General features: G+C 62.0%; 20 protein-coding genes and 2 rRNA genes. 15 read left to right on the forward strand and 7 right to left on the reverse strand.

The window, feature by feature from the left end; all coding sequences use genetic code 11:
• The 7 genes from DOD19_RS20435 to DOD19_RS20465 all read left to right on the forward strand — a co-directional run.
• A 23S ribosomal RNA gene (locus DOD19_RS20435) occupies positions 1-1,079 on the forward strand; the annotation flags it as partial.
• 117 nt (positions 1,080-1,196) lie between these two features.
• Positions 1,197-1,309, forward strand: a 5S ribosomal RNA gene (gene rrf, locus DOD19_RS20440).
• 321 nt (positions 1,310-1,630) lie between these two features.
• A complete protein-coding gene (gene imuA, locus DOD19_RS20445; protein WP_037032359.1) occupies positions 1,631-2,587 on the forward strand; it encodes a translesion DNA synthesis-associated protein ImuA in 957 nt (318 codons plus the stop codon).
• A complete protein-coding gene (locus DOD19_RS20450; RefSeq protein WP_112187703.1) occupies positions 2,520-4,100 on the forward strand; it encodes a DNA polymerase Y family protein in 1,581 nt (526 codons plus the stop codon). Before imuA ends, DOD19_RS20450 begins: the two co-directional genes overlap by 68 nt.
• A gap of 7 nt (positions 4,101-4,107) precedes the next feature.
• Entirely contained in the window at positions 4,108-7,347 is a 3,240-nt protein-coding gene (locus DOD19_RS20455) for an error-prone DNA polymerase (protein ID WP_112187705.1), read from the forward strand.
• Between the two features lie 525 nt (positions 7,348-7,872).
• Positions 7,873-8,406, forward strand: coding sequence for a helix-turn-helix transcriptional regulator (locus tag DOD19_RS20460; protein ID WP_024979052.1), 534 nt, complete (start codon positions 7,873-7,875; stop codon positions 8,404-8,406).
• A 141-nt stretch (positions 8,407-8,547) separates the two neighbouring features.
• Complete coding sequence (locus tag DOD19_RS20465; protein WP_112187707.1) at positions 8,548-9,705, forward strand: anion transporter; 1,158 nt, start codon at positions 8,548-8,550, stop codon at positions 9,703-9,705.
• Here DOD19_RS20465 and DOD19_RS20470 read toward each other — a convergent pair.
• Complete coding sequence (locus DOD19_RS20470) at positions 9,702-10,535, reverse strand: aldo/keto reductase (RefSeq protein ID WP_112187709.1); 834 nt, start codon at positions 10,533-10,535, stop codon at positions 9,702-9,704. The two genes, DOD19_RS20465 and DOD19_RS20470, sit on opposite strands and share 4 nt — an antisense overlap.
• A 129-nt stretch (positions 10,536-10,664) precedes the next feature.
• Between DOD19_RS20470 and DOD19_RS20475 the strand changes: the two genes are divergently transcribed.
• Positions 10,665-11,570 carry a LysR family transcriptional regulator gene (locus DOD19_RS20475; protein ID WP_112187711.1) on the forward strand — a complete coding sequence of 302 codons (906 nt, stop codon included), beginning with the start codon at positions 10,665-10,667 and terminating at the stop codon, positions 11,568-11,570.
• Between the two features lie 53 nt (positions 11,571-11,623).
• Here the strand turns inward: DOD19_RS20475 and fusA are convergent, their stop codons facing one another.
• A complete protein-coding gene (gene fusA / locus DOD19_RS20480) occupies positions 11,624-13,726 on the reverse strand; it encodes an elongation factor G (protein ID WP_024979048.1) in 2,103 nt (700 codons plus the stop codon).
• A gap of 128 nt (positions 13,727-13,854) precedes the next feature.
• Complete coding sequence (locus DOD19_RS20485) at positions 13,855-14,586, reverse strand: Crp/Fnr family transcriptional regulator (protein ID WP_024979047.1); 732 nt, start codon at positions 14,584-14,586, stop codon at positions 13,855-13,857.
• Between the two features lie 149 nt (positions 14,587-14,735).
• On the opposite strand from DOD19_RS20485, the gene DOD19_RS20490 reads away from it, so the two are divergent.
• Positions 14,736-15,269 (forward strand): Mpo1-like protein, encoded by a 534-nt coding sequence (locus DOD19_RS20490; RefSeq protein ID WP_112187949.1) that lies wholly within the window; start codon positions 14,736-14,738, stop codon positions 15,267-15,269.
• Between the two features lie 15 nt (positions 15,270-15,284).
• Here DOD19_RS20490 and DOD19_RS20495 read toward each other — a convergent pair whose 3' ends face one another.
• Together DOD19_RS20495 and fdxA are read right to left on the reverse strand one after the other, a co-directional pair.
• On the reverse strand, positions 15,285-16,112 hold the full coding sequence (locus DOD19_RS20495; protein WP_112187718.1) for a crotonase/enoyl-CoA hydratase family protein: 828 nt from the start codon (positions 16,110-16,112) through the stop codon (positions 15,285-15,287).
• 30 nt (positions 16,113-16,142) lie between these two features.
• On the reverse strand, positions 16,143-16,481 hold the full coding sequence (gene fdxA / locus DOD19_RS20500) for a ferredoxin FdxA (RefSeq protein ID WP_024979044.1): 339 nt from the start codon (positions 16,479-16,481) through the stop codon (positions 16,143-16,145).
• Positions 16,482-16,963: 482 nt separating this feature from the next.
• Between fdxA and DOD19_RS20505 the strand changes: the two genes are divergently transcribed.
• From DOD19_RS20505 to DOD19_RS20525, 5 genes are all read left to right on the forward strand, one after another.
• Positions 16,964-17,437, forward strand: a complete 474-nt coding sequence (locus tag DOD19_RS20505) for a hypothetical protein (protein ID WP_112187720.1) — start codon at positions 16,964-16,966, stop codon at positions 17,435-17,437.
• Between the two features lie 264 nt (positions 17,438-17,701).
• Positions 17,702-18,211 carry a lysis system i-spanin subunit Rz gene (locus DOD19_RS20510; RefSeq protein ID WP_112187722.1) on the forward strand — a complete coding sequence of 170 codons (510 nt, stop codon included), beginning with the start codon at positions 17,702-17,704 and terminating at the stop codon, positions 18,209-18,211.
• A 10-nt stretch (positions 18,212-18,221) separates the two neighbouring features.
• Positions 18,222-19,136, forward strand: a complete 915-nt coding sequence (locus DOD19_RS20515) for a PhzF family phenazine biosynthesis protein (protein ID WP_112187724.1) — start codon at positions 18,222-18,224, stop codon at positions 19,134-19,136.
• A 61-nt stretch (positions 19,137-19,197) separates the two neighbouring features.
• The gene (locus tag DOD19_RS20520) at positions 19,198-19,662 is read left to right on the forward strand and encodes a hypothetical protein (protein ID WP_162634409.1); all 465 of its coding nucleotides are present in this window, start codon (positions 19,198-19,200) and stop codon (positions 19,660-19,662) included.
• A gap of 19 nt (positions 19,663-19,681) precedes the next feature.
• Positions 19,682-20,140: a lysozyme inhibitor LprI family protein gene (locus DOD19_RS20525; protein ID WP_239498074.1), complete on the forward strand. Its 459-nt coding sequence runs from the start codon at positions 19,682-19,684 to the stop codon at positions 20,138-20,140.
• 213 nt (positions 20,141-20,353) lie between these two features.
• Here DOD19_RS20525 and DOD19_RS20530 read toward each other — a convergent pair whose 3' ends face one another.
• Both DOD19_RS20530 and DOD19_RS20535 read right to left on the reverse strand, forming a co-directional pair.
• Positions 20,354-20,755 (reverse strand): hypothetical protein, encoded by a 402-nt coding sequence (locus tag DOD19_RS20530; RefSeq protein ID WP_162634410.1) that lies wholly within the window; start codon positions 20,753-20,755, stop codon positions 20,354-20,356.
• A 79-nt stretch (positions 20,756-20,834) separates the two neighbouring features.
• Entirely contained in the window at positions 20,835-21,293 is a 459-nt protein-coding gene (locus DOD19_RS20535; RefSeq protein WP_112187732.1) for a lysozyme inhibitor LprI family protein, read from the reverse strand.
• Between the two features lie 424 nt (positions 21,294-21,717).
• Between DOD19_RS20535 and DOD19_RS20540 the strand changes: the two genes are divergently transcribed.
• Positions 21,718-22,503, forward strand: coding sequence for a DNA adenine methylase (locus DOD19_RS20540; RefSeq protein WP_112187734.1), 786 nt, complete (start codon positions 21,718-21,720; stop codon positions 22,501-22,503).
• The last annotated feature ends 47 nt before the right edge of the window (positions 22,504-22,550 follow it).

Below are 22,550 nucleotides of genomic sequence, written 5' to 3' on the forward strand. Positions count from 1 at the left end.
TATAGGGTGTGACGCCTGCCCGGTGCCGGAAGATTAAATGATGGGGTGCAAGCTCTTGATTGAAGTCCCGGTAAACGGCGGCCGTAACTATAACGGTCCTAAGGTAGCGAAATTCCTTGTCGGGTAAGTTCCGACCTGCACGAATGGCGTAACGATGGCCACACTGTCTCCTCCCGAGACTCAGCGAAGTTGAAGTGTTTGTGATGATGCAATCTCCCCGCGGCTAGACGGAAAGACCCCATGAACCTTTACTGTAGCTTTGCATTGGACTTTGAACCGATCTGTGTAGGATAGGTGGGAGGCTTTGAAACCGGGACGCTAGTTTCGGTGGAGCCGACCTTGAAATACCACCCTGGTTTGTTTGAGGTTCTAACCTTGGCCCGTGAATCCGGGTCGGGGACAGTGCATGGTAGGCAGTTTGACTGGGGCGGTCTCCTCCCAAAGTGTAACGGAGGAGTTCGAAGGTACGCTTGGTACGGTCGGACATCGTACCTAAAGTGCAATGGCAAAAGCGTGCTTAACTGCGAGACCGACAAGTCGAGCAGGTGCGAAAGCAGGACATAGTGATCCGGTGGTTCTGTATGGAAGGGCCATCGCTCAACGGATAAAAGGTACTCTGGGGATAACAGGCTGATACCGCCCAAGAGTTCATATCGACGGCGGTGTTTGGCACCTCGATGTCGGCTCATCTCATCCTGGGGCTGTAGCCGGTCCCAAGGGTATGGCTGTTCGCCATTTAAAGAGGTACGTGAGCTGGGTTTAAAACGTCGTGAGACAGTTTGGTCCCTATCTGCCGTGGGCGTTGGAATCTTGACGGGGGCTGCTCCTAGTACGAGAGGACCGGAGTGGACGTACCGCTGGTGTACCTGTTGTCTCGCCAGAGGCATCGCAGGGTAGCTATGTACGGAAGAGATAACCGCTGAAAGCATCTAAGCGGGAAACTTGCCTGAAGATGAGGATTCCCTGGAGACTTGATCTCCCTGAAGGGTCGTTCGAGACCAGGACGTTGATAGGCTGGGTGTGGAAGCGCAGTAATGCGTTCAGCTAACCAGTACTAATTGCCCGTGCGGCTTGATCCTATAACCGGTATGTTTCCGGCTGGGTCCGCCTTGTGCCTGATACACACAACTCACAACCCAAAATCTACATTCCCATATTGGTCCCGTTGACCTCGTCAACGGGACGACAAGTCATAGCCTGGTGACCATAGCGAGTCGGTACCACCCCTTCCCATCCCGAACAGGACCGTGAAACGACTCCGCGCCGATGATAGTGCGGATTCCCGTGTGAAAGTAGGTCATCGCCAGGCTCTCCCATACAACACCCCAGCTCTACCTTAGAGCTGGGGTGTTTGCCTTTGCGCAATCGGCTCGCACCCGGCTTGCTGCATTGATCCCAGCCAGATCCCAGCAACATTCCCCTCCGCCTCTCCCCAAAAACAAAACGCCTCCCAACGGAGACGTCCGCGGACTCCCCTGCAAGACTGATTAGCTTCGTGAGTTTCTCGACTCCAGTGCTTCGAGGCTGCTATCGCCCTCTTGCAACGCACACGCAAAACTAAACCGCGTTGAAGGAAAGCTGTGATACTGTATATTTATACAGTATTCATCGGCTTGCTTTGGCGTTTCCCATGTTTGCGTTGTCCCCGTCTCTTTTTATCGCCGAAGATGTGGCGGAGTGCCCTGTTCCTGCTGGACGCGCGATGTCAGGGTTGCGTTCGCCTGTGCCGAAAGCCTCGACGGTGCCATCACCTGAAACGCTACATCCGGCATTGTGGAGCGCAGGCCGTCTGGCGCGAAGCGACGGGCGCGTTTTGACCACTGGGTATGACTCGCTGAATGCCGAATTGCCCGGTGGTGGCTGGCCCCTCGGCGGATTGATCGAGCTGCTGTGCCCGCAATCCGGTATTGGTGAATGCCGGTTGCTGCGTCCGGCATTGTCTACGCTGTGCACGGGCGCAGGGCGCATCGCGCTGATTGCTCCGCCGCATCTGCCGAATGCAGTGAGGCTGGTGGGCTGGGATTTCTCTCCTGAACAAATCGTCTGGGTGCGCGCTGACAAGCCGGCTGATCTTCTGTGGGCAGCCGAGCAGGTTCTACGCTGCAAGGCTTTCGATGGTGTGCTGATCTGGCTTAACCGGGCACGCCCAGGAGAGTTGCGCAGGCTGCAAGTGTTGGCCCAGGCGGGAGAGAGCGCCATCTGGGTGTTCCGGCCGGCTCAGGCGCAGCGTGAGTCGTCGCCGGCGGTGCTGCGGCTGGGGCTGGAGCCGGCTGGCGCCGATGCGCTGTCCATCCTCTTCCACAAGCGGCGTGGGCCGTTGCGTGAATCTCCGTTGCTGCTGCCGTTGGCGGATCCGCTTCGGGCCGGTCGCGCTTCCGTGCGTCCGTTGCCTGTGCCGTTGGTAGAGCCGTTCATCATGGATCCGGCCACGGCGAAATTGCTGGCCGCGCTTTCGTCTCCTTCGTCTTCTGTTGCGTTCAACGCTTTGTCGGACGTTTCCGATCATCACACTTCCGATCATGCCGTTCTGGATCGCGGTGCATCTGCCCCGTCTCCCACTCGACGCGCTTCGACCCCGATGGTCTGACCCGGCCGCGCTGCCTTTGCCGGTCGTCGTGCTGGAGCAGGGGCGCGTGGTGTCGGCCAATCGCTTGGCGATGCGCGAAGGCGTACATGCAGGCCTGCGCCAGGCGGGCGCGCAGGCGTTGGTACCGCATGCTGTACAGCTTGATCGTGACGTGTCGGCCGAGGCACGGTTGCTGCAATCGCTGGCGCTGGCGCTGCTGGCATTCACGCCGCATGTCACGTTGGATGTGGTGGATGAGGCGACGGTGTTGTTGGAGGTCAAGGCCAGCTTGCGCTTGTTCGGCGGACATCGTGCGCTGTGTCGGGCGGTGAAGTATTGCGCGGTTCGGTTGGGCGCCATGCCGCAGCTTGGCACCGGACCGACGGCACGCGGTGCGGCATGGCTTGCCAGTGCGCAACCGATGCCGGTACGTGGCCGTCGCACGGCAGTACGTCAAGGGCGTGTGCGGAGGGCGGTGCGGCAGAAGCGGTTGTCGGCGTTGCTTGATCAATTGCCGGTCGATGCGGTGGCGCGACTCACGCGGCCCGATTGGCTTGAAGGCCTCGGCTGCCGCACACTGGCCGATTTGCGCGAGTTGCCGCGTAGCGGCCTGCGGCGGCGCTGCGGGCCGTTGCTGGTGGATACGCTCGACGCCGCTTATGGCAACGGGCACGAGAGTTTCACGTGGTTTACCGCCCCGTTGCGCTTCGATGTGCCGCTGGAATTGCCAGGCCGTATCGATAACGCGGAAGGTGTGCTGGCGGCCTCGGAGCAATTGTTGTTGCAGTTGGTCGGCTGGCTGTCGGCGCTTCAGTTGGGCGCCAAGACGTATCGACTCACGCTGGAGCACGAACGCCGGCGCGGCCGGAGCAGTGAGGATGCCGCTTCGTCCACGCCGGTGGAGATCGCGCTGGCACAGCCGGTTCGCACGCTGGCGCACTTGTCGCGGGTGCTGCATGAGCGCGTGCATCGGCTCACGCTGATCGCCCCGGTGGTCGAACTGCGCCTGACGGTGACCGACGCTACGCCGCTCGCGCCGCCTACGGAATCGTTGTTTCCCGAACCCGGTGGTCGCGCTGAAGATGCTGCACGTCTGATCGACACGCTGATCGCCCGGCTGGGTGCTGAGAACGTGCGTCATCCGCAGCCGTGTGCCGATCATCGTCCCGAGCGCGCCAACCACTGGGTCGAGGTGAATGCTGCAACCACCGCGCAGAGCCGTGCTGCCGCGCGACAAGCATTGGCGCAGTGGCACGCTCAGCAGCCGGAGCGCCCGCTGTGGCTGCTGGAGAAGCCGATTCCGCTGCTGACACGTCAGCACTATCCGTATTACCGCGGGCTGTTGCGGCTGGTGTCGATGCCCGAGCGCATTGAATCCGGCTGGTGGGACGACGACCTCATCAAGCGCGATTACTTCATCGTCGAGGGAGAAAAAGGCGAGCGTTACTGGGTGTATCGCGAGCGCGTTTCCGCAAGCAAGGCCAACGCGGGAGATGAGGACGCCCGCTGGTATCTGCACGGCTTGTTCGGCTAAGCACGTCATGACTTCGACCACGCCACTCCCTGTTCTGCCCGACTATGCCGAGCTGCATTGCATCAGCAACTTCACGTTCCTGACCGGCGCGTCGCATCCGCACGAACTGGTGGAGCGCGCCAAGCTGTATGGTTATCAAGCGCTGGCGCTGACCGACGAATGCTCTGTGGCGGGCACCGCGAGAGCGCTTGTGGCTTCCAGGGAACATGAACTGAAGCTCATCATCGGCAGCCGCTTTACGGTGCGCAATGCCGATGGCGAACCCTGGCTGCGGCTGGTGCTGCTGGCGCAGAACATCGAGGGTTACGGCAACCTGAGCGAGATCATCACGCACGCGCGGCTGGCAGCACCCAAGGGCGAATACCGTTTGCTGGCTGACGATTTGGCCGCGCCCCAAGGTGAGCTCGCTCACCTGCGCGGCGTGCCCGATTGCCTGGCGATTCTGCTGCCTGATTACGATCCCGACCCGCAGCAACTGCTGGCTCAGGCGTGGTGGTGCCAACGCGTGTTTGGTGATCGGCTATCGATTGCGCTGGAGTTGCCGCTACGGTACGCGGATGACCGCCATCGCGGCATGGTCGCGGCGGTGTCGGAGCAGATCGATGTGCCCATGGTCGCGACCGGCGGCGTGCAGATGCACACGCGCCAACGCAAGCCGCTGCACGACGTGCTGACCGCCATCCGTTTGTCCAAGCCGCTTGCTGAATGCGGCCTGGAACTTGCACCCAGCGCTGAACAAGCGATGCGCACGCGCATGCAGCTCGCGTTTCTCTATCAAGGCAAGCGCGGTGCCAAGATCCTGCGCCGGACGGTGGAGTTGGCGGCGTTGTGCAATTTTTCCCTCAACGAGATCGAGTACGAATATCCGAGCGAAGTCGTGCCTGAAGGTATGACACCGGCCGAATACCTGCGTGCGGAAACGTTGGCCGGTGCCGCAAAGCGTTATCCAAACGGCGTGCCGGAGAAGGTGTGCGAGCAGATCCAGGAGGAACTCGGACTAATTGCCGAACTGGGTTACGAGCCGTTCTTCCTGACCGTCTATGACGTGGTGAAGTTTGCGCGCAGCCAGGGAATTCTCTGCCAGGGACGTGGGTCGGCGGCTAATTCGGCGGTGTGCTATTGCCTGCAGATTACCGAGGTGAACCCGGACAGTGGCAACACGCTGTTCGCGCGCTTTCTTTCGCGCGCGCGCAATGAGCCCCCCGACATCGATGTCGATTTCGAGCATCAGCGCCGCGAAGAGGTCATCCAGTACATCTACAACAAGTACGGCGTGACACGTACCGCGCTGGCGGCGGCGCTCATTACGTACCGCACGCGTAGCGCACTGCGTGACGTAGGTCGCGCGTTGGGTATTGATCTCGGCATTATCGAGCAGGTGGCCAAGGGCCAGGCGTGGTGGGATAGCCGCAAGGAATTTGCCCAGCGCGCGGGCCAGCAGGGTCTGGACCCGGAATCGCCGTTGGTGCTGCGCTGGGCGCAACTGGTGGATCAGTTACGTGGTTTTCCGCGCCATCTGTCACAGCACGTGGGCGGGTTCGTGATTGCGCAGGGCAAGCTTTCGCGCCTGGTGCCAATCGAGAATGCGGCGATGGAAAACCGTCGCGTCATCCAGTGGGATAAAGATGATCTCGAATCGTTGCGCCTGCTGAAGGTGGACGTACTGGCGCTGGGCATGCTGACGGCTATCCGTCGCACGCTCGATATGGTGGATGCGCTGCCCGGACGGCGCGAGCATTACGGCGCAACCGGCAAGCTTGCCATGCAGGATATGCGCGATGACGACACGGAAACCTATGACATGATTTGCCGCGCAGAAACCATCGGCGTGTTCCAGATCGAATCCCGTGCGCAGCAGTCGATGCTGCCGCGTCTGCGTCCACGCGAGTACTACGACTTGGTGATCCAGGTGGCCATCGTACGGCCCGGGCCGATCCAGGGCGGCATGGTGCACCCGTATCTGCAGCGGCGCGAGGCCAAGCGCAATGGCAACACCGATTGCGTGACATACCCCGGGCCCGAGGTAAAAGCCGTGCTTGAACGCACGCTGGGTGTGCCGATCTTCCAGGAGCAGGTGATGGAGATCGCCATGAAGGCCGGCGATTTCAGTCCGGATGATGCTGACCGCTTACGCCGCGACATGGCTGCCTGGAAGCGCAAGGGCAATCTCACACAGCATCAGGAGCGCTTGGTGCATGCGATGGTCGAGAAGAGGGGCTACGACCCCGCTTTTGTCGAAGCGCTGTGCAAGCAGATGGAAGGCTTTGCCGAATACGGCTTCCCCGAAAGCCATGCGGCAGGTTTTGCCAAACTGGCCTACGTCAGCAGCTTCCTGAAATGCCACGAGCCGGCGGCGTTTTTTGCGGCGTTGCTCAACAGCCAGCCGATGGGGTTCTATTCACCGTCGCAACTGGTGCAGGAGGCGCGGCGCAGCCATGTGCGCGTGCTGCCAGCGGACGTAACGACCAGCGTATGGGACAGCACGCTGCATCCCCGCACCGATGACGATGCCGGTGACGGTGGCGTGGTGCAGCCCGACATCCGCCTCGGATTGAATCGCATTCGGGGCATGCGCAAGCCAGCTGCCGAGCGCATCGAAGCGGCTCGCGCCCAAGCGCCATTTACTAGCGTGGAGGATCTAGCCCATCGCGCCGCGCTCGACCGCCACGACCTGAACGTGCTGGCCGCAGCCAATGCGCTCAAGCCCCTGGCCGGCCACCGCCGTCAGGCGCTATGGCAAACGCTCGCACTGCAGGAGCCCGGCCACGATCATGCGCTGCTGCGCCAGGCCCGGCCGGTGGAGGCGCCGCTCGAGCTGCCAGCGCCGCCCATTGGTGAGGAGGTGATGGCGGATTACGGCAGCCTGGGGTTGTCGCTGCAGAGCCATCCGGTAGGGCTGCTGCGCGCACGGCTCGAACGCATGCGTTTTGCCACTGCCGCCACGCTGGCCGGCTATCGCAACGGCCAACTGGCGCGCGCTTGCGGCATTGTCACGGTGCGGCAGCGGCCGGGCACAGCCAACGGCACCATCTTCGTTTCCATTGAAGATGAGACGGGCGCCCTCAACGTCATCCTCTGGCCGCACTTGATCGAGCGTCAGCGACGCGAAGTGCTGAACGCCCAGTTGCTGGGCGTCTACGGCAAATGGCAATGTGAGCGTGAGCCCCGACATCTTGTCGCCCAGCATCTGGTGGATCTGACCCCACTTCTGGGGCGCCTTGCCACTTCCAGCCGCGATTTCCATTAATTCTTGTCCAATCGCCCAACTGACCGCCGCGTCACCTCCGGCACGGCAATTGCGTGACGAGAAGCACGCGCAGTCGCCCGACGGTGCCACAGGAGGCTCAGGCGGTTCTTTCCCGCAGAGCACCCTCCAATTGGTGGATAGGGCAAGCGCGGATCGACGAAATGCAGTGCGGGTGCAAGGATTTGCGCTTGAGGCGTCACAAAAACTGCCTACCAAGCGAAGAAAGCGGCATCTGTGAGGGAACTGACCCTCAAGGCGCCTTGTCACCATAAACACGGTCGATGAGATGCGCTTTCATCACGCGTCGATATTGGGTGCAGTCGAAATTACGTCTACTCTGTAGAAAACACATCACGGAGGCCGCCCCCAAAAACGTGTGCAACGGCGTGCATAGATGAATCGCCGCTGTTGCCGTGTTGTGCATGACCGCGGATGAAGGTGCAGCCACCCGACCCGCATATTTTCAGCCCATCGTTCGGGTCCAGACCCGGCGGTGTTTCCCATCTCAGGTGCAGGAGCGAACAGATGGAACAGCCTTTCAAGCAATTACACAGTCTGCGCAAGTCGCGCAAGCTCAAACAGGAAGATGTCGCCAAGATGGCCGGTATCTCTCGCGAAGCGTATTTGCGCGCGGAATCCGGTCGTGCCGATCCCCGCCTGTCGACGCTGATGGCCGTGGCCGGCGCGCTGGGGCTGGAGGTCGTTCTGGCGCCGCGAGAAGCCGTTGCCGAGATCGAGCGCGTGATTGCCAATCATCCGACTCAGCCAACGCAAGCGGGCGGCGGCACGGAAGCTGGCCACGAGCGTTCGGAGCAGGGCACGATGGGTGGCACGGGCGGCGGTCATGGCCTGGCAGGCCAGTATCGCGGGCCGGAGCGCCATCCGCAGTCCGCCTATCATCCGGGTGCCTCGCACAGCCAAGCTGGCCAGCAAGGTGCACCGCATGCGGGCGGCAGCGCGGAGGATCGCTCGCGCATGGCGTCTTCGGACCGCCCCGGTGCAGGCGGTTCGTCGGGCGGCTCAGATCGTCCGGGTGGTTCGGGTTCGCGCGAGTCGTAAGCGGATCCATCTCGTACAGGCCGGGCACGCAAGCGCCCGGCTTGCGATTGAGCGCAGGAAGCAGTCGCACTACAATCGGCCGGGCAAACCGCGCCCGGTTGGTTTGTGCGCGTTTGCGCTAACGTTTCCTTCTCCTTTCCTATGCACGGCGATCCGCCAAGCACGCACATGGCGCAAGCCGTACCGCAACACCCGCCGTTCTGGCACAACCTCAAACAAGACGTTTTCTTCTGGGCGCTGCTGGCCATTTGTGGTGGACTGACGCTCGCAGCCCCCAAGCGCATCGTTGAATATCCGGGCCTGATTGACTGGCACACCATTGCCGCATTGGCCGGTCTGCTCATCCTGACCAAGGCGGTTGAGGCCAGCGGCATGCTTCAGTTGCTCGGCCGGCGCCTGGTCGAAGTGGTCAGCAGCGAGCGTGCGCTGGCACTCAGCCTGGTCGGGGCTTCGGCGGTGCTGTCAACCGTATTGACCAACGATGTGGCGCTGTTCGTGATCGTGCCGCTCACCGTCGGTTTGCGGCAGGTCGCCAGGCTGCCGGTGGCGCGTCTGGTGATATTCGAGGCACTGGCGGTCAACGCGGGTTCCGCGCTCACGCCGATCGGCAATCCGCAGAATCTCTTTCTGTGGCATCAATCCGGGCTGTCGTTTGGTTCATTTGTCTGGCAGATGACGCCGATGGTCGTGTTGCTGATGGCCTTGCTCCTGCTGGTGACGTGGCTGGCGTTTGCCTCGCACGAAATCCATCTGCATGCTGAAACCGGCGACGTGGAATTGCACAAGCGCCTGTTGGTGCCGGCGCTCGTGCTGTACGTGCCGTTTCTGGTGCTGACCGATCTGGGCCATCCGCTGGTGGCGGCGGCCGGGTTGATCATGCTGTACCTGATCGGTGCGCGCTATGTGCTGGCCCGGGTGGACTGGGGCCTCCTGCTCGTGTTCATGCTGATGTTCATTGACCTCCGGCTGGTGGCGCAGCTTGGCATCGTCCGGCAGGCGCTGGACGCACTGGCGTTGAGCGATCCAATGCATCTGTACTGGGCTGGCATTGGCGTGTCGCAGATCATCAGCAACGTGCCGGCGGCAATCCTGCTAGCCGAGTATTCGCATGACTGGCCGATGATTGCCTTTGCGGTCAGCGTGGGCGGATTTGGCACGCTCATCGGGTCGCTGGCCAACCTGATTGCGTTGCGCATGCTGGGCGACCGGCGTGCCTGGTGGGCGTTTCACGCGTACTCGATGCCGTTTCTCTTGGCTGCGGCGGGCATCGTGTACGCGTGGCTGATGTGGCTGCGTTAGGCAGGCACGGCATCCCAATCGGGCGCGAAGGCTGGCTGTACGTAACGCAGCGTCTTTGGCAAGGCGTCAATGGCGGCACGGTCTGCGTCGTCCAGGCGCAGGCGCAGCGCATCAAGGTTCGCCTGCTGGTTTTCACGCCGCTGGGCCTTAGGGATGGCGATCACGTTAGGTTGCTCCAGCAACCATGCAATGGCCACCTGAGAGGCTGATGCGCCGTGCTTGCGGCCGATCGCCTGCAACGTGGCGTCTTCTGCCGCGCGCCCTTGTGCGAGCGGTGCATGGGCGGTGAGCGGAATGCCATTGCTGCCCAGGTAGGCCAGCAGCGCCGACTGATCCAAGAGCGGGTGGTATTCCACCTGCACGCAAGCGAGGGGCGCGCCGATCGTGTCGATGGCGGTCTTGAGCATCGGCAGGTTGAAATTACACACACCAATGGCCCGCACGCGGCCGCTGTCACGCAGCGCCATCATCGCTTCCATCGTTGCCGCCATATCCATGTGGGGTGATGGCCAATGCACGAGGTACAAGTCGACGTAATCGAGTTTCAGCTTGGCAAGGCTCTGCTCCAATGCCAGTGGAATGGCGCGCGGTGCGAGCTGGTCATGCCAGACCTTGGTGGTGACGAACACTTCTTCGCGCGGCAGGCCCGAGGCAGCGATGGCCGCGCCGACGGCATCTTCGTTGCCATACATCGCGGCGGTGTCGATGTGCCGATACCCCAGCGCCAGCGCGCTCTCGACGACAGGTTGGCATACGTTGCTCGCCACGCGGAATGTGCCGAGGCCCAGCCGGGGAATGGAAACACCCTGCGTCTTCAACGTTAGTTGCATGTGTGGCTCCTTCGGTTGCCATGAACGATGGACGGCATGGTGCCGATTGCCGATCTTTGAATAAAGTGCGTACCATACAAATCATTCGTGAAAAAACTCCCGAAATGGCTGCGGGATGAAAAGGATTGCATGACGTTCGATGGGCAATTGTTCTCCGGCATCACGCTGCTGGCGGCGGTGGCGGAAAGCGGCAGCTTCGTGCGCGCGGCCGATGCGCTCGGGTTGTCGCCGTCCGGAGTCAGCCGCGCGGTCAGCCGGTTGGAAGCGCGCATCGGTGTGCGGCTGATTGAGCGGACCACGCGTTCACTCACGCTGACTGATGAAGGCCGCCGTCTCTACGAACAGGTCAGCCCGCATCTGACGGGCATCGCCGATGCCGCAGCGATGGCCTCGGGTGCAGTTGGCGCGGTGCAGGGGCGTTTGCGGGTGAATGTCGATCCGTTTTTTTCGCGGATGGCACTGGCGACACCAGTGGCGGGTTTTCTCGAACGCCATCCGGACTTATCGCTCGAACTGATCATGCGGGACGACGTGGGTGATCTGGTGGCCGATGGCTTTGATTTGGCCATCCGCTTTGGGCCGCCGCCCGTGGGCTCGTTCGTGGCGCGCAAGCTGGTCGAGACGCGCATCGTGACCGTGGCATCGCCGGATTACATCGCGCGCCGCGGGAAGCCGGCGCATCCTCGTGATGTGCCCTCACACGAACGCATCCTGTTCTACAACCCGGTGACGGGGCGCCCGTACGAGTGGGAGTTCTGGCGCCAGACCGAGCGCATCGAGATCCGGCCCGCCGGGCGGCTGACGGTGTCGGACGTGCGCACGATGCACGCGGCATGCGTGGCGGGCGCGGGCATTGCCCAGGTGATGGCGCTCGGTACAGAAGAGCTGCGGCGTAGCGGTCAACTGGTCGACCTGTTCCCGGATTGGCCGGATGAGCGCTTTGCGCTGTACGCGTTGTATCCATCGCGTCGCTACCTGCCGGCCAAGGTGCATGCATTCATCGATTTCTGCGTCGAGAACCTGCCGGCAGGCTAGGCCGTAAAGCACTGCGGCCGCACTGGGCGGCCGCAAGCGGATGAAGCAAAAAGTCAGACTTTCTTGGCCGACATTACGGCTTCCGACACGTTGCGCGGTGCTTCAGCGTAGTGCTTGAACTCCATCGTGTACGTTGCACGGCCCTGGCTGAGCGAACGCAGGTTGGTGGAGTAGCCGAACATTTCAGCCAGCGGCACCTCGGCATGCACGACCTTGCCGCCGCCACCCGGAATGTCTTCCGTGCCTTGCACCATGCCGCGCCGCGACGACAGATCGCCGATCACGTTGCCCATGTAGTCTTCCGGCGTTTCCACTTCCACGGCCATCATCGGTTCAAGCAGGATGGGGCCGGCTTTGCGCATGGCGTCCTTGAAGGCCATCGAGCCGGCCATGCGGAACGCATTTTCGTTCGAGTCCACGTCGTGGTATGAGCCGAAGGTCAGGCGCACCTTGACGTCGACCACCGGGTAGCCCGCCAGCACGCCCGTGTTGAGCGTGTCCCGGATGCCTTTGTCCACCGCCGGGATGAATTCACGCGGAATCACGCCGCCCTTGATCTCGTCGACGAACTCGTAGCCCTTGCCGTCGTTCGGCTCCAGCGTGATGACCGCATGGCCGTATTGGCCCCGTCCGCCAGATTGCTTGACGAACTTGCCTTCGACGTCTTCAGCGGCCTTCTTGATGGTTTCGCGGTAAGCCACCTGCGGCTTGCCGACCGTTGCTTCCACGCCAAACTCGCGCTTCATGCGATCAACCAGAATTTCCAGGTGCAATTCGCCCATGCCCGAAATGATGGTCTGGCCGGATTCCTCATCCGTCTTCACACGGAACGACGGGTCTTCCTGTGCCAGGCGGTTCAGGGCGATACCCATCTTTTCCTGGTCGGCCTTGGTCTTGGGCTCGACAGCCTGGCTGATCACGGGCTCAGGGAACTCCATGCGCTCCAGCACAATGACGTGCTCCGGATCGCACAGCGTTTCGCCCGTCGTCACATCTTTCAGGCCCACCGCGGCGGCGATGTCACCGGCCAGCACTTCCTTGATCTCTTCGCGCTGGTTGGCATGCATCTGCAGGATCCGGCCCAGGCGCTCGCGCTTGCCCTTGACCGAGTTGTAGACCGTGTCGCCCGAATTGATCTTGCCCGAATACACGCGGAAGAACGCGAGCTGGCCGACGAACGGGTCGGTCATGATCTTGAAGGCGAGGGCAGCGAAGGGCTCGCTGTCGCTGGCATGGCGCTCAAGCGGTTCGTCCTTCTCGCCGTGGCCCTGGATGGACGGAATGTCCACCGGCGAGGGCAGGTAGTCGACCACCGCATCGAGCATCGCCTGCACGCCCTTGTTCTTGAACGCAGAGCCACACAGCATCGGTACGATCTCGCCGGCGATGGTGCGCTGGCGCAGGGCGCGCTTGATCTCTTCCTCGGACAACGTTTCGCCGCCAAGGTATTTGTCCAGCAGGGCTTCATCGGCCTCGGCTGCGGCTTCGACCATCTTGTCGTGCCACTCCTGCGCGGTAGCCTTCAGCTCTTCGGGAATGTCGACGTACTCGAACTTGACCCCCTGACTCGCGTCATCCCAGACGATGGCCTTCATCTTGACGAGGTCGACCACGCCGCGGAAATGATCTTCCGCGCCAACGGGAATCTGGATCGGCACCGGATTGCCTTTCAGGCGGTCGCGCATCTGGCGCTCGACGCGGAAGAAATCCGCACCGATGCGGTCCATCTTGTTGACGAACGCAATGCGCGGCACCTTGTACTTGTTGGCCTGGCGCCAGACGGTTTCGGACTGCGGCTGCACGCCGCCCACGGAGTCGTAGACCATGCACGCGCCGTCGAGCACGCGCATGGAGCGCTCCACCTCGATGGTGAAATCGACGTGGCCCGGGGTGTCGATGATGTTGATGCGATATTCCTGGCGGTCCCCTGCCATGCCGCGCCACATGCAGTGCGTCGCCGCCGACGTGATGGTGATGCCGCGCTCCTGCTCCTGCTCCATCCAGTCCATCGTGGCCGCGCCGTCATGCACCTCGCCTATCTTGTGATTGACCCCTGTGTAGAACAGGATGCGCTCGGTCGTGGTGGTTTTACCGGCGTCGATGTGCGCCGAGATGCCGATGTTGCGATAGCGCTCGATGGGGGTCTGGCGGGGCATGATGTTTCTCTTCCGTTGAAGGACACTCGCATCGCCGACTCCGCACCATGCGAAGGGCGAATGTGCGAGTGGGAACACATTATAGGATCGGTCCTATCCCATCGCATGTAGGGGTATTGGATGAAATTTCATCCCCTTGCCACCTCATATGCGAGTTGGTGCAGGCCCGCAAAGTCCAGCAGTTCGATTTCTCCGTAAGCCAGCCTGAGGATGCCGCGCGCCTGGAAATCCTTCAAAACCTGGTTCACGGTCTGGCGGGACAGTGCCAACAATTGCGCAAGCTGCTCTTGTGGCACGTGCAGCACACGCCGCGTGCCCAGGCGCAGGTCGCCGTAGCCGTCGGCCATCAGTAGCAGGCGCCGCGCCACACGCACGGGGGCCGGCAGCAGGGCGGTCTCTTCGAGCACGATGAAGGTCAGGCGCAGCTTGTGGGTCAGTAGCAAGGCAAACGCATGCAGCAGCGCGGGTGAGCTATCCAGCAACGCAATCAGCGCCGCTTGTGGCATGTGGAGCAACGCCGTATTGCCGTCGGCGCGGGCGTCATGCGTGCGGGGCTGGCGGTCGAACACTCCGATCTCGCCAAACCAGTTGACGGGTTCCAGCACGGCCAGCAGGGCTTCGCGACCGTCCGCACTCGTCGCGCCGATGCGGATGGTGCCTTCCACCACGCAGTACAGGCCGTCGGGCGCGTCGCCACGCTGAAAGAGGATCTCGCCGGCGCCCAGGCGACGCACCGCCGCAATGTCGATCAATGCGTCCTGCAAGGCCGCGTCCAGCGTGCCGAACCAACTGCTGGCGTGCAGGCGTTCGCGGTACGAGGGGGCATCCAGCGCGCCGGATGTGGCGACGGGGTGGTCCATGAGGGGCGACTAAGGAACGCTTCGGAAACGTGGAATTTGTCGGCTACGCGACAGAGCGGCGTGCTATCCACTGACTAGGATGAAACGATCATAACGAGCGTGCGGCTGGAGCGTCCATGCTGCAAACGCACAAAAATTCGGAGGCCCTCATGCGGACCCTGTCTGACCACCTTTCCAACTACGCCGCCTATCACCTGGACGGTCGCAATATCGCCACGCACTTTGTCGGCATCCCGGCGATTGTGCTGGCGGTCGCGGTGTTGCTGTCGCGGCCCGTGCTGGCTGACCTGTCAGGCGTGCCCGTGACACCCGCGCTGGTCTTGCTGGCCCTCACGACGCTGTTCTACCTGCGCTTGGACGCGATCTTCGGCGTGGTGATGTTCGCGTTGATCGCTGCGTGCGTGTGGGCGGGCAACCATGTGGCCGCGCATTCGACGGCGGCTTGGTTGTCAGTGGGCATCGGCCTGTTCGTGATCGGCTGGATCATCCAGTTTGTCGGTCACTACTACGAAGGACGCAAGCCGGCGTTTGTTGACGACCTGGCGGGCCTGGTGATCGGCCCGCTGTTCCTCGTGGCCGAGACGGCATTTGCCCTGGGTTTGCGCGCGAAGTTGCGCGATGAGGTGGTCAGCCGTTCGCACGCCATGCGCGCCTCGATGGGCGGCAAGCACGCCGCCGCCTGAGTTGCTCGCGTCGGACTATTTCCCTTCATATTTCGCGGCCGGCTGAAAGACCGGCGCGCGATTTTGCATACCGGCCAGCACCGCCTCGCGCTGATTGGCCACGCCGATCAGCCGATCTTGCTCGATCGACTCGGCCAGCAGAATGGTGGCTGTGTCGCCGTCTTCCACAACACGCATCAAGCGCTTGCCGGCGCGGATGGCATCGGGGCTCTTCTGCGCAATGTCGTGCGCTGCCGCCAGCGCCGCAGCGCGCGGATCGTCCACGACGTGCGTCGCCAGCCCCAGGGCGCAGGCTTCTTCGCCATTGACGACGCGGCCGCTGTAGATCAGTTCGCGCAGTCGATCCGGGCGAACCAGACCGCGCGTGAGCGCCATGCCGCCCATGTCGGGCACCAAGCCCCATTTGATTTCCATGACCGATAGGCGCGTGTCGGCGGCTACGTAGCGCACGTCTGCGCCCAGCGCGATCTGCAGGCCGCCGCCGTAAGCGACACCATGCACCGCAGCCAGCACCGGCACCGGCAGATCGCGCCATACCGTGCAGGCGTACTGCGGCAGATTGGCCGCCCCATGCGTGCGCTTGGCAAGACGGCCAGCGCTGACATCCGAATCCGCATCGTTGCTGCCGAGGCTCGCCATGCTGCCCATGTCCAGCCCTGCGCAGAAGGCGCGCCCCTCACCGGACAGCACCACGGCGCGTAGATCCGCCTCGTTCATCAGGCGTTCACCAACGGTGACGAGCGCTTCGAACATGGCCGGGTCGATGGCGTTCATCTTCTCGGGGCGGTTGAGCCGGACTTCGGCCACGCCAGCGTCAATGGTGAGCAGGATGCGTTCAGTCATGGAGATGTCCTGTGCGAGGTAAGCGTCGAATCAGTCGGGAGCGATGACCAAAACATCGCGCTTGTCCTTCACCTGCGCCCAGTGCGCATGATCGGGCAGCGGCGGCTGCACTTTGGTCAGGCGGGGCCAGTCGGCGCGGCGCGAGAGTTTTGCGTTCAAGGCGATGAAGTCCTGCTGATCCGCTGGGACTTCAGCCGCCGGATAGATCGCGCCCACCGGGCACTCCGGCACGCAGATCGAGCAATCGATGCATTCATCCGGATCGATCACCAGGAAATTCGGGCCGGCGTGGAAGCAGTCCATAGGGCAGACGGCGACGCAGTCTGTGTATTTGCACTGGATGCAGGATTCGGTAACGACGTAAGGCATTGTGGTGCGAGGGTTTGGAGCCCAACTGAAAAACGTTTGAAATTATGCTGCATCAAGCTGAACCCTGACAGGGGCACACCTCTGGAGGTTGCACGGGGGGACTGCCATTTCGTCGGAGTTTTTGTGTCGACGAGCCCTTGCTCGAGATACGTCCGCTTTCACAGTGATTGGATTTCGTGAAATGAGGGTGCATCGTCGCCGAGAAAACGCTGCGCCTGCAAGGCTTCAAAGCCCAAGCCGACGGCGACTACCTGGCCGAGACGGTCACGCACATCTACGCCAACAAAAGCTGGCTCGTGAACGTGAGCCTCAACGGCGGCAGCACCGGCAAGGCCAAGGCGGGGCAGGGCAAGCCGAAGAAGGCGGCCGAGGTCACCAACCTGGCTATTCCCGCACCGCCCAAGTAACAAGACCCACACGCTCGCAACTGCGGCCGCATCCCAAACAGCCCGCCACCCGGCGGGCTTTTTCATTTCCAAGCCATGAACAAAGATACCTTCAGCAAGGCCGCCGCCTTGCCGCCCGCGCTTGCGGATCGCTGGTGGCTGCACATCGAGGCCACGTGCAAGCGCTTTGGCATCTTCACGCCCGCGCAGCAAGCCGCCTTTATCGCGCAGATCGGGCATGAGTCCGGCGGCTTTGCGCGCGTAACGGAATCCTTCAACTACGCCCCAGCTGGTGCGCTGGTGTCGTTGCGGTTCATTCCGGGCACGCCGGTGCAGCGCGTGGCAGCGCTGCTGCTGGGCATTGCCTGCGCGCATTACCTCGGCAACGGCGTGATTGCCTTGTGGCACGTGCCGGCGGGGCTTGAGTCCGACGCCATCAAGTTCATCGCCGGCGTATTCGGGCTGACCATCGTCGGCTACGCATACGGCGAACTTCCGGCGCTGCGGCGCCTGGTGCACGACTGGCTGCAGCAGGCAGCCCAACGCTGGATGGGAGGCCGCAAAGAATGACGATCAGCCAAAACGACGTGCTCACCGCCATCGACATCGTGGCGCTCGTGGGCATCTGCGCGGGCGCGGCCTGGTCTGCCCTCACGCAGGCCATTCCGCACGGGCTGCGCGGCGCGCTGCTGCTGTGCGCAGTCGCCCTGTGCGCGCTCGGCAGCGCCTCCACCGCGCTTGGCGCCAATCACGACATCGCCACCGTCCAACTGCATTGCGCGCTGGCGGTGGCGGGCCTGTGGGTCACCCACATCATCCGACAAGGCAAAGCCAATGAACTTCGCAATGATCCGCCTGGTGGCAGTGGTGGCAGTGGCTGCAGCAGCCGCGTGGGGCTGGCAGGCCAACCGCTACGACAAGACCATCGCGCAGATGCAACGCGACCACGCCATCGAGCGCCAGGCCGCCGTCGATACCGTCGTGACGGCGCTGCGGGCTGCCATCGACAAACACCGGCAGCTTACCGACCAGCTCGACGCGCTCGACCGTACCCATTTCTCGGAGATGCAACGTGCCACCGCTGAAAACGCGCGCCTGCAGCGTGCTCTTGCTGCTGGCGATGTACGGATGTCAGTGCGCGCCCGTTGCCAGCCCGACGCCAGTGCCGGCGCAGGTGAAGATCGGCCCGGCGCCGGCCTGGGCGATGGAGCCGCCGGCCGATGTGAGCTATCTGGAGAGGATGCGGCGGATCTTGTCGATCTCTTCGCCGGGGCCGAGCGGGATGCGGAGAAACTGAGATACTTGCAGGGGCGCGAACGCGCGCTGGCCAACAATCCCACATAGAAGAGCAACCATGAAGCGCCGCTACGTGACAGCCGATGTGTTCACCGATGTCCCTCTCCAGGGCAATCCAGTCGCGGTGGTGCTGGATTGCGAGGGCTTGTCGACGGAGCAAATGCAGTCCATCGCCGCTGAATTCGGTTACAGCGAGACTACCTTCGTCTTCCCGCCCCGAGACCCGTCACACACTGCCTGGGTACGGGTATTCACGCCGTTGCGGGAAATTCCGTTTGCGGGCCACCCGAATATTGGGACTGCCTTTGTGCTTGCCACGAAAGCCGCAGAAGCCGGCAAGGCGTTGCCGAACACTCTGGTCTTTGATGAGGCGGGCGGAGTTGTTCCTGTCCGACAGCTCATGGAAGGCGCTGCTGTTGTTGGCGGCGAACTTGTTGCGCCAGAGCAGTTGTCTCTGCGTTCCAAGGTTCCTGTCGAGAGTGTTGCCGCATGCCTCTCGCTTGATGCCGATGACATTCGAGTTGCCGTCCACCCGCCGATAGTCGCGTCGGTGGGGCTGCCCTTCGTCATTGTTGAGGTTCGGTCGAGAGACGCATTGCGCCGCTGCGTGCCGAACCCGGTTGCGTACAAGGCAACCTTACCGCTTGATGGCGCCGTGTCTGTTTATGCGTACACGCAAGATGTGGGAGACGACGGCATCCAGGCAGGCTGTGATTTACAGTCGCGCATGTTTACCCCGCGCATGACAGAAGACCCCGCTACCGGTAGTGCAACAGGCGCAACCGTAGCGCTTCTGGCAGCAGCCCGCTCGGTGTCGGAGTTGACGTTACGTGTGCGACAAGGCGTCGACATGGGGCGCCCGAGCACGCTCCTCGCTTCTTGCGAAATAAGAGGGGGCACATCGACAGTGCGAGTCGGCGGAAAATGCGTCGCCGTCATGGAGGGGTCTTTCTGGCTGCCGGTGTTGCACTGAATATGCGGCAGTCGCCGTCCGCTTCCGGCCAAGAGCGGTCATCGACACCGATAGAGAGAGTGTGGAACTTATGAAGGTAAGGCAGCGGAAGGTTGAACGTGCGCTCGCAATGCTTAGCGGAATCCTATACATCGTTTGCTTGGCTACGCCCGCATATCATCCCGCAATAGGTTATGCCGAAGCCGGGGTTTACTACGGCTGGGCAGCTCTATTGCTTGGGCCTATCGGACTCTTCGCCGGTCACTTTTCATGGCTGGCGAACCCAATACTGTGGAGTTCGTGGATTGCACTTCAGATGGGCCATTTTTATGCTGCCGTTACCGCAGCTGTTGTTGCGTTAGCTGTGGCTCTCACGTTCCTTGCCGGAAAGACAATTGCAGTGGGAGACTCGGGCGAATACCCATACGAGGTGCGCTTCGGCTACTACGTTTGGCTCGCCAGCATTGCGCTTTCTGGAGCCGTCGCAGCGATTCACATTGTCCGGAGAGACATCGAGAAAGCAGCGGCCGTAGCCACTCGGAACTGAGACCTCAGAAGAGCCGATGATGATCAGAGCTCCCTTGTTGCTGACTGCTTCGCTCCTAGCATGGGGTGGCGTGGCTTATGCAAGTACCGATTGCGGCAATCCTGTTACGTCGGCCGATGTCGCGCAATGTGCTGACCGAGAGAGTTTGGTAATTGAGCGAAAGTTGGGTGCTGTCTATTCGCAAGTTCTCATAGGCCTCAGGAAGGTCGACAAGGAATACAGTCACTCATACCCCAATCGCCCGCCGTTGCACGCAGCCGAAAGCTTCGCGGCAGCACAACGTGCATGGCTGAACTTTCGTCGCCAGTCGTGTCATGTCGAGGAGCTTGTTGTTCGCAATGGCAACCCGAGTAGGGGCGACCAACCAGGTATTGCAGTCGCCGCTTGCGAGAGCAGGTTATCGTCCGCGCGCGTGGCCGAGTTGGAAAACTTAGTCACCACGTACGACATTTCCGCCAGCAAGGACTACCGCCAGTAGCGGCGAGGAGATATAGGTCCCCTAGTGCAAAGAACAACTTACAAAGGAACGCGCTGACCAGCTGGCCAACGCGACACGGCAAACCTTGATGCTGGAGAGATCTACGCTCAAATCCTAAAAAGAATGCAGCATGGCGGCCTTGGGGCGATAAATGCTGCGAAAACTCGGGTTGCTGTACCGGCAACACTGGGATAAGAAAAGGGACCATCGCGGTCATTCATGATGCTCATCCGGCCCAAGCGGACTGCAGTCGTTTTCCCAGACTTCTGAAGCGCGCTTAGCATAGGTACCAGCCAGCAGGTCGTAATCGCTACAGTGCCCTTTTTGGGTAACGCTGGCTCCGTTCTTACGGAGCACAACCTTGAGCTTGCACACATCAGTTTGATGGAGCAGGACGCCTTTCTTGGGTTCTGCTTCGAAGTCGATTTCATCAAAGCGCATGTTGGCGCAGTCACTCCCCACGGTCGGGCAGTACCCGCCGAATAGGCTCACCTTCAACGCGCCTTCGGCCCCTTTTTGAATACATAGCTCGCCCCACTGCCGTGCCACGCCGGGCGGATCTGATCGCTTGTAGAAGCCTACTTGGGCTACTGCTGGGGCGACGGCAAGGAGCAAGATTAGGGGAGCGGGTCGCATGTCGGCGGCGGTTTAACAATTGATCTTGATGGAGGGGTGCGGCGCGGCTAGCGGAATGTCAGTAGTCTGCGTCGAGCAGAACTTTGAGTTCCTTGTTTCTCTCTTTTGCGAGACGCTCTTCGCAAGCGCTGGTATTTAGCGTGCGCCAATCGGAAGAGGTCTCATGGGGATCGAGGCTTTCTACGAAGTGGCAGTAACTCTCGCGAAATGTGTTCCACTGCTGCTGAGTGAGCGCGAACCTGGCTTGAGCCTCGGTGCTACTGCTTTGGCGCAGGCGATCTTCGACGCGATGTTCAGTCGCGCGGAGTTCTCTGTTTGCGATCTCCAGCGATGCTCGAGCACACTGAGCGCTAGAAAAGCTATGGGGTCCTCCGCCCCAATCGCATGGGTTGAAAATACCCGTTTCGATGCATTCGATGATGCGGTCTGGGGATTCCTCCCTTGCGCATGACTCGCGATCCGCAGCAAATGAGGCCGACGCGAGAAGAACGAGCGGAAGCACAATGGTGAGTCGCATCGAGATGAACCTGATTGGCGTGTAGGCGGTGGGTCAAAGCAAGGTTAGCGCACGGGACCCAGCAGGCCAAGCTCCCGAGGGGACGCACCCTCTCGGCCCATCATAAGCGACAGTACAAAGGACGTGGCTCGGAAGAGGTGGGCAGACCGAACACGTTGGCAGACCGGACCCAGGAACCGGCAGGGCATGAGCCCTCATGCTCGGCCCACCCAGAGAGAAATCAAACGTGCGCAGCAACCAGCCTGCGCACGCTTGAATCGGCTGGTATCCACATCCAGCCGTAAAGACGGGCGACCGCGATGGTGCAGCAACACCATCATGGCCGCCGGACCCACTGGTAGCGCCAGTGAGCCAAGCCAAGGCCCGCCTACCTTCCTAGGAGGCGCGGCGATTCTAGCAAAGCACTTAGGCTCAATTGATACCAATGGCAACACCGATCATTCCGTGGATCGGCGGCAAGCGCCGCCTCGCGGATCTCCTGCTTTCCCGCTTTCCCGCCCACAAGTGCTACGTCGAAGTTTTTGCCGGCGGCGCGGCGCTGTACTTCCTGCGGCCCGCTGCCAACGTGGAGGTTATCAACGACATCAATGGCGATCTGGTGAACCTGTACCGCGTTGTGCAGCATCACCTTGAAGAGTTCGTGCGGCACTTCAAGTGGCTGCTGACCAGCCGCGACATGTTCCGCATCCTGCAAGACACACCGCCGCACACGCTCACAGACATCCAGCGCGCCGCGCGCTTCTACCACCTGCAGCACACGTGCTTCGGCGCCAAGCTGGAAGGGCAGACGTTCGGCACCGCCACGACGGCGCCGGCGCCAAACCTGCTGCGCATCGAGGAGTCATTGAGCGCCGCACACCTGCGCCTGGCCGGCACGTACATCGAGAACCTGAACTGGGCCGACTGCATCGAGCGCTACGACCGCCCGCATACGCTGTTCTACCTCGACCCGCCGTATTGGGAGACCGAGGGGTATGGGGTGGATTTCCCGTTCAGCGAGTACGAGCGAATGGCAGCGCTCATGCGCGGCTTGAAGGGCAAGGCCCTCGTCAGCCTGAACGACCATCCGGATATCCGCAGGTGTTTTGCGGGGTTCGAGATGGAGGCGGTGGAGATCAACTACACCGTGGGCGGTGGGCAGGGGGTGGCGCGGCGGGAGGTGATTATTTACAGCTGGGATCGGGCGGTGGAGCCGGTGGGGTTGTTTTAGCGGCAGCGGCATTCGGGGCGGCCTGTGCCGCCTCGGGCGCCCGTCTT

This window comes from Ralstonia sp. GX3-BWBA (assembly GCF_003290055.1).
GTDB lineage: Bacteria > Pseudomonadota > Gammaproteobacteria > Burkholderiales > Burkholderiaceae > Ralstonia > Ralstonia holmesii.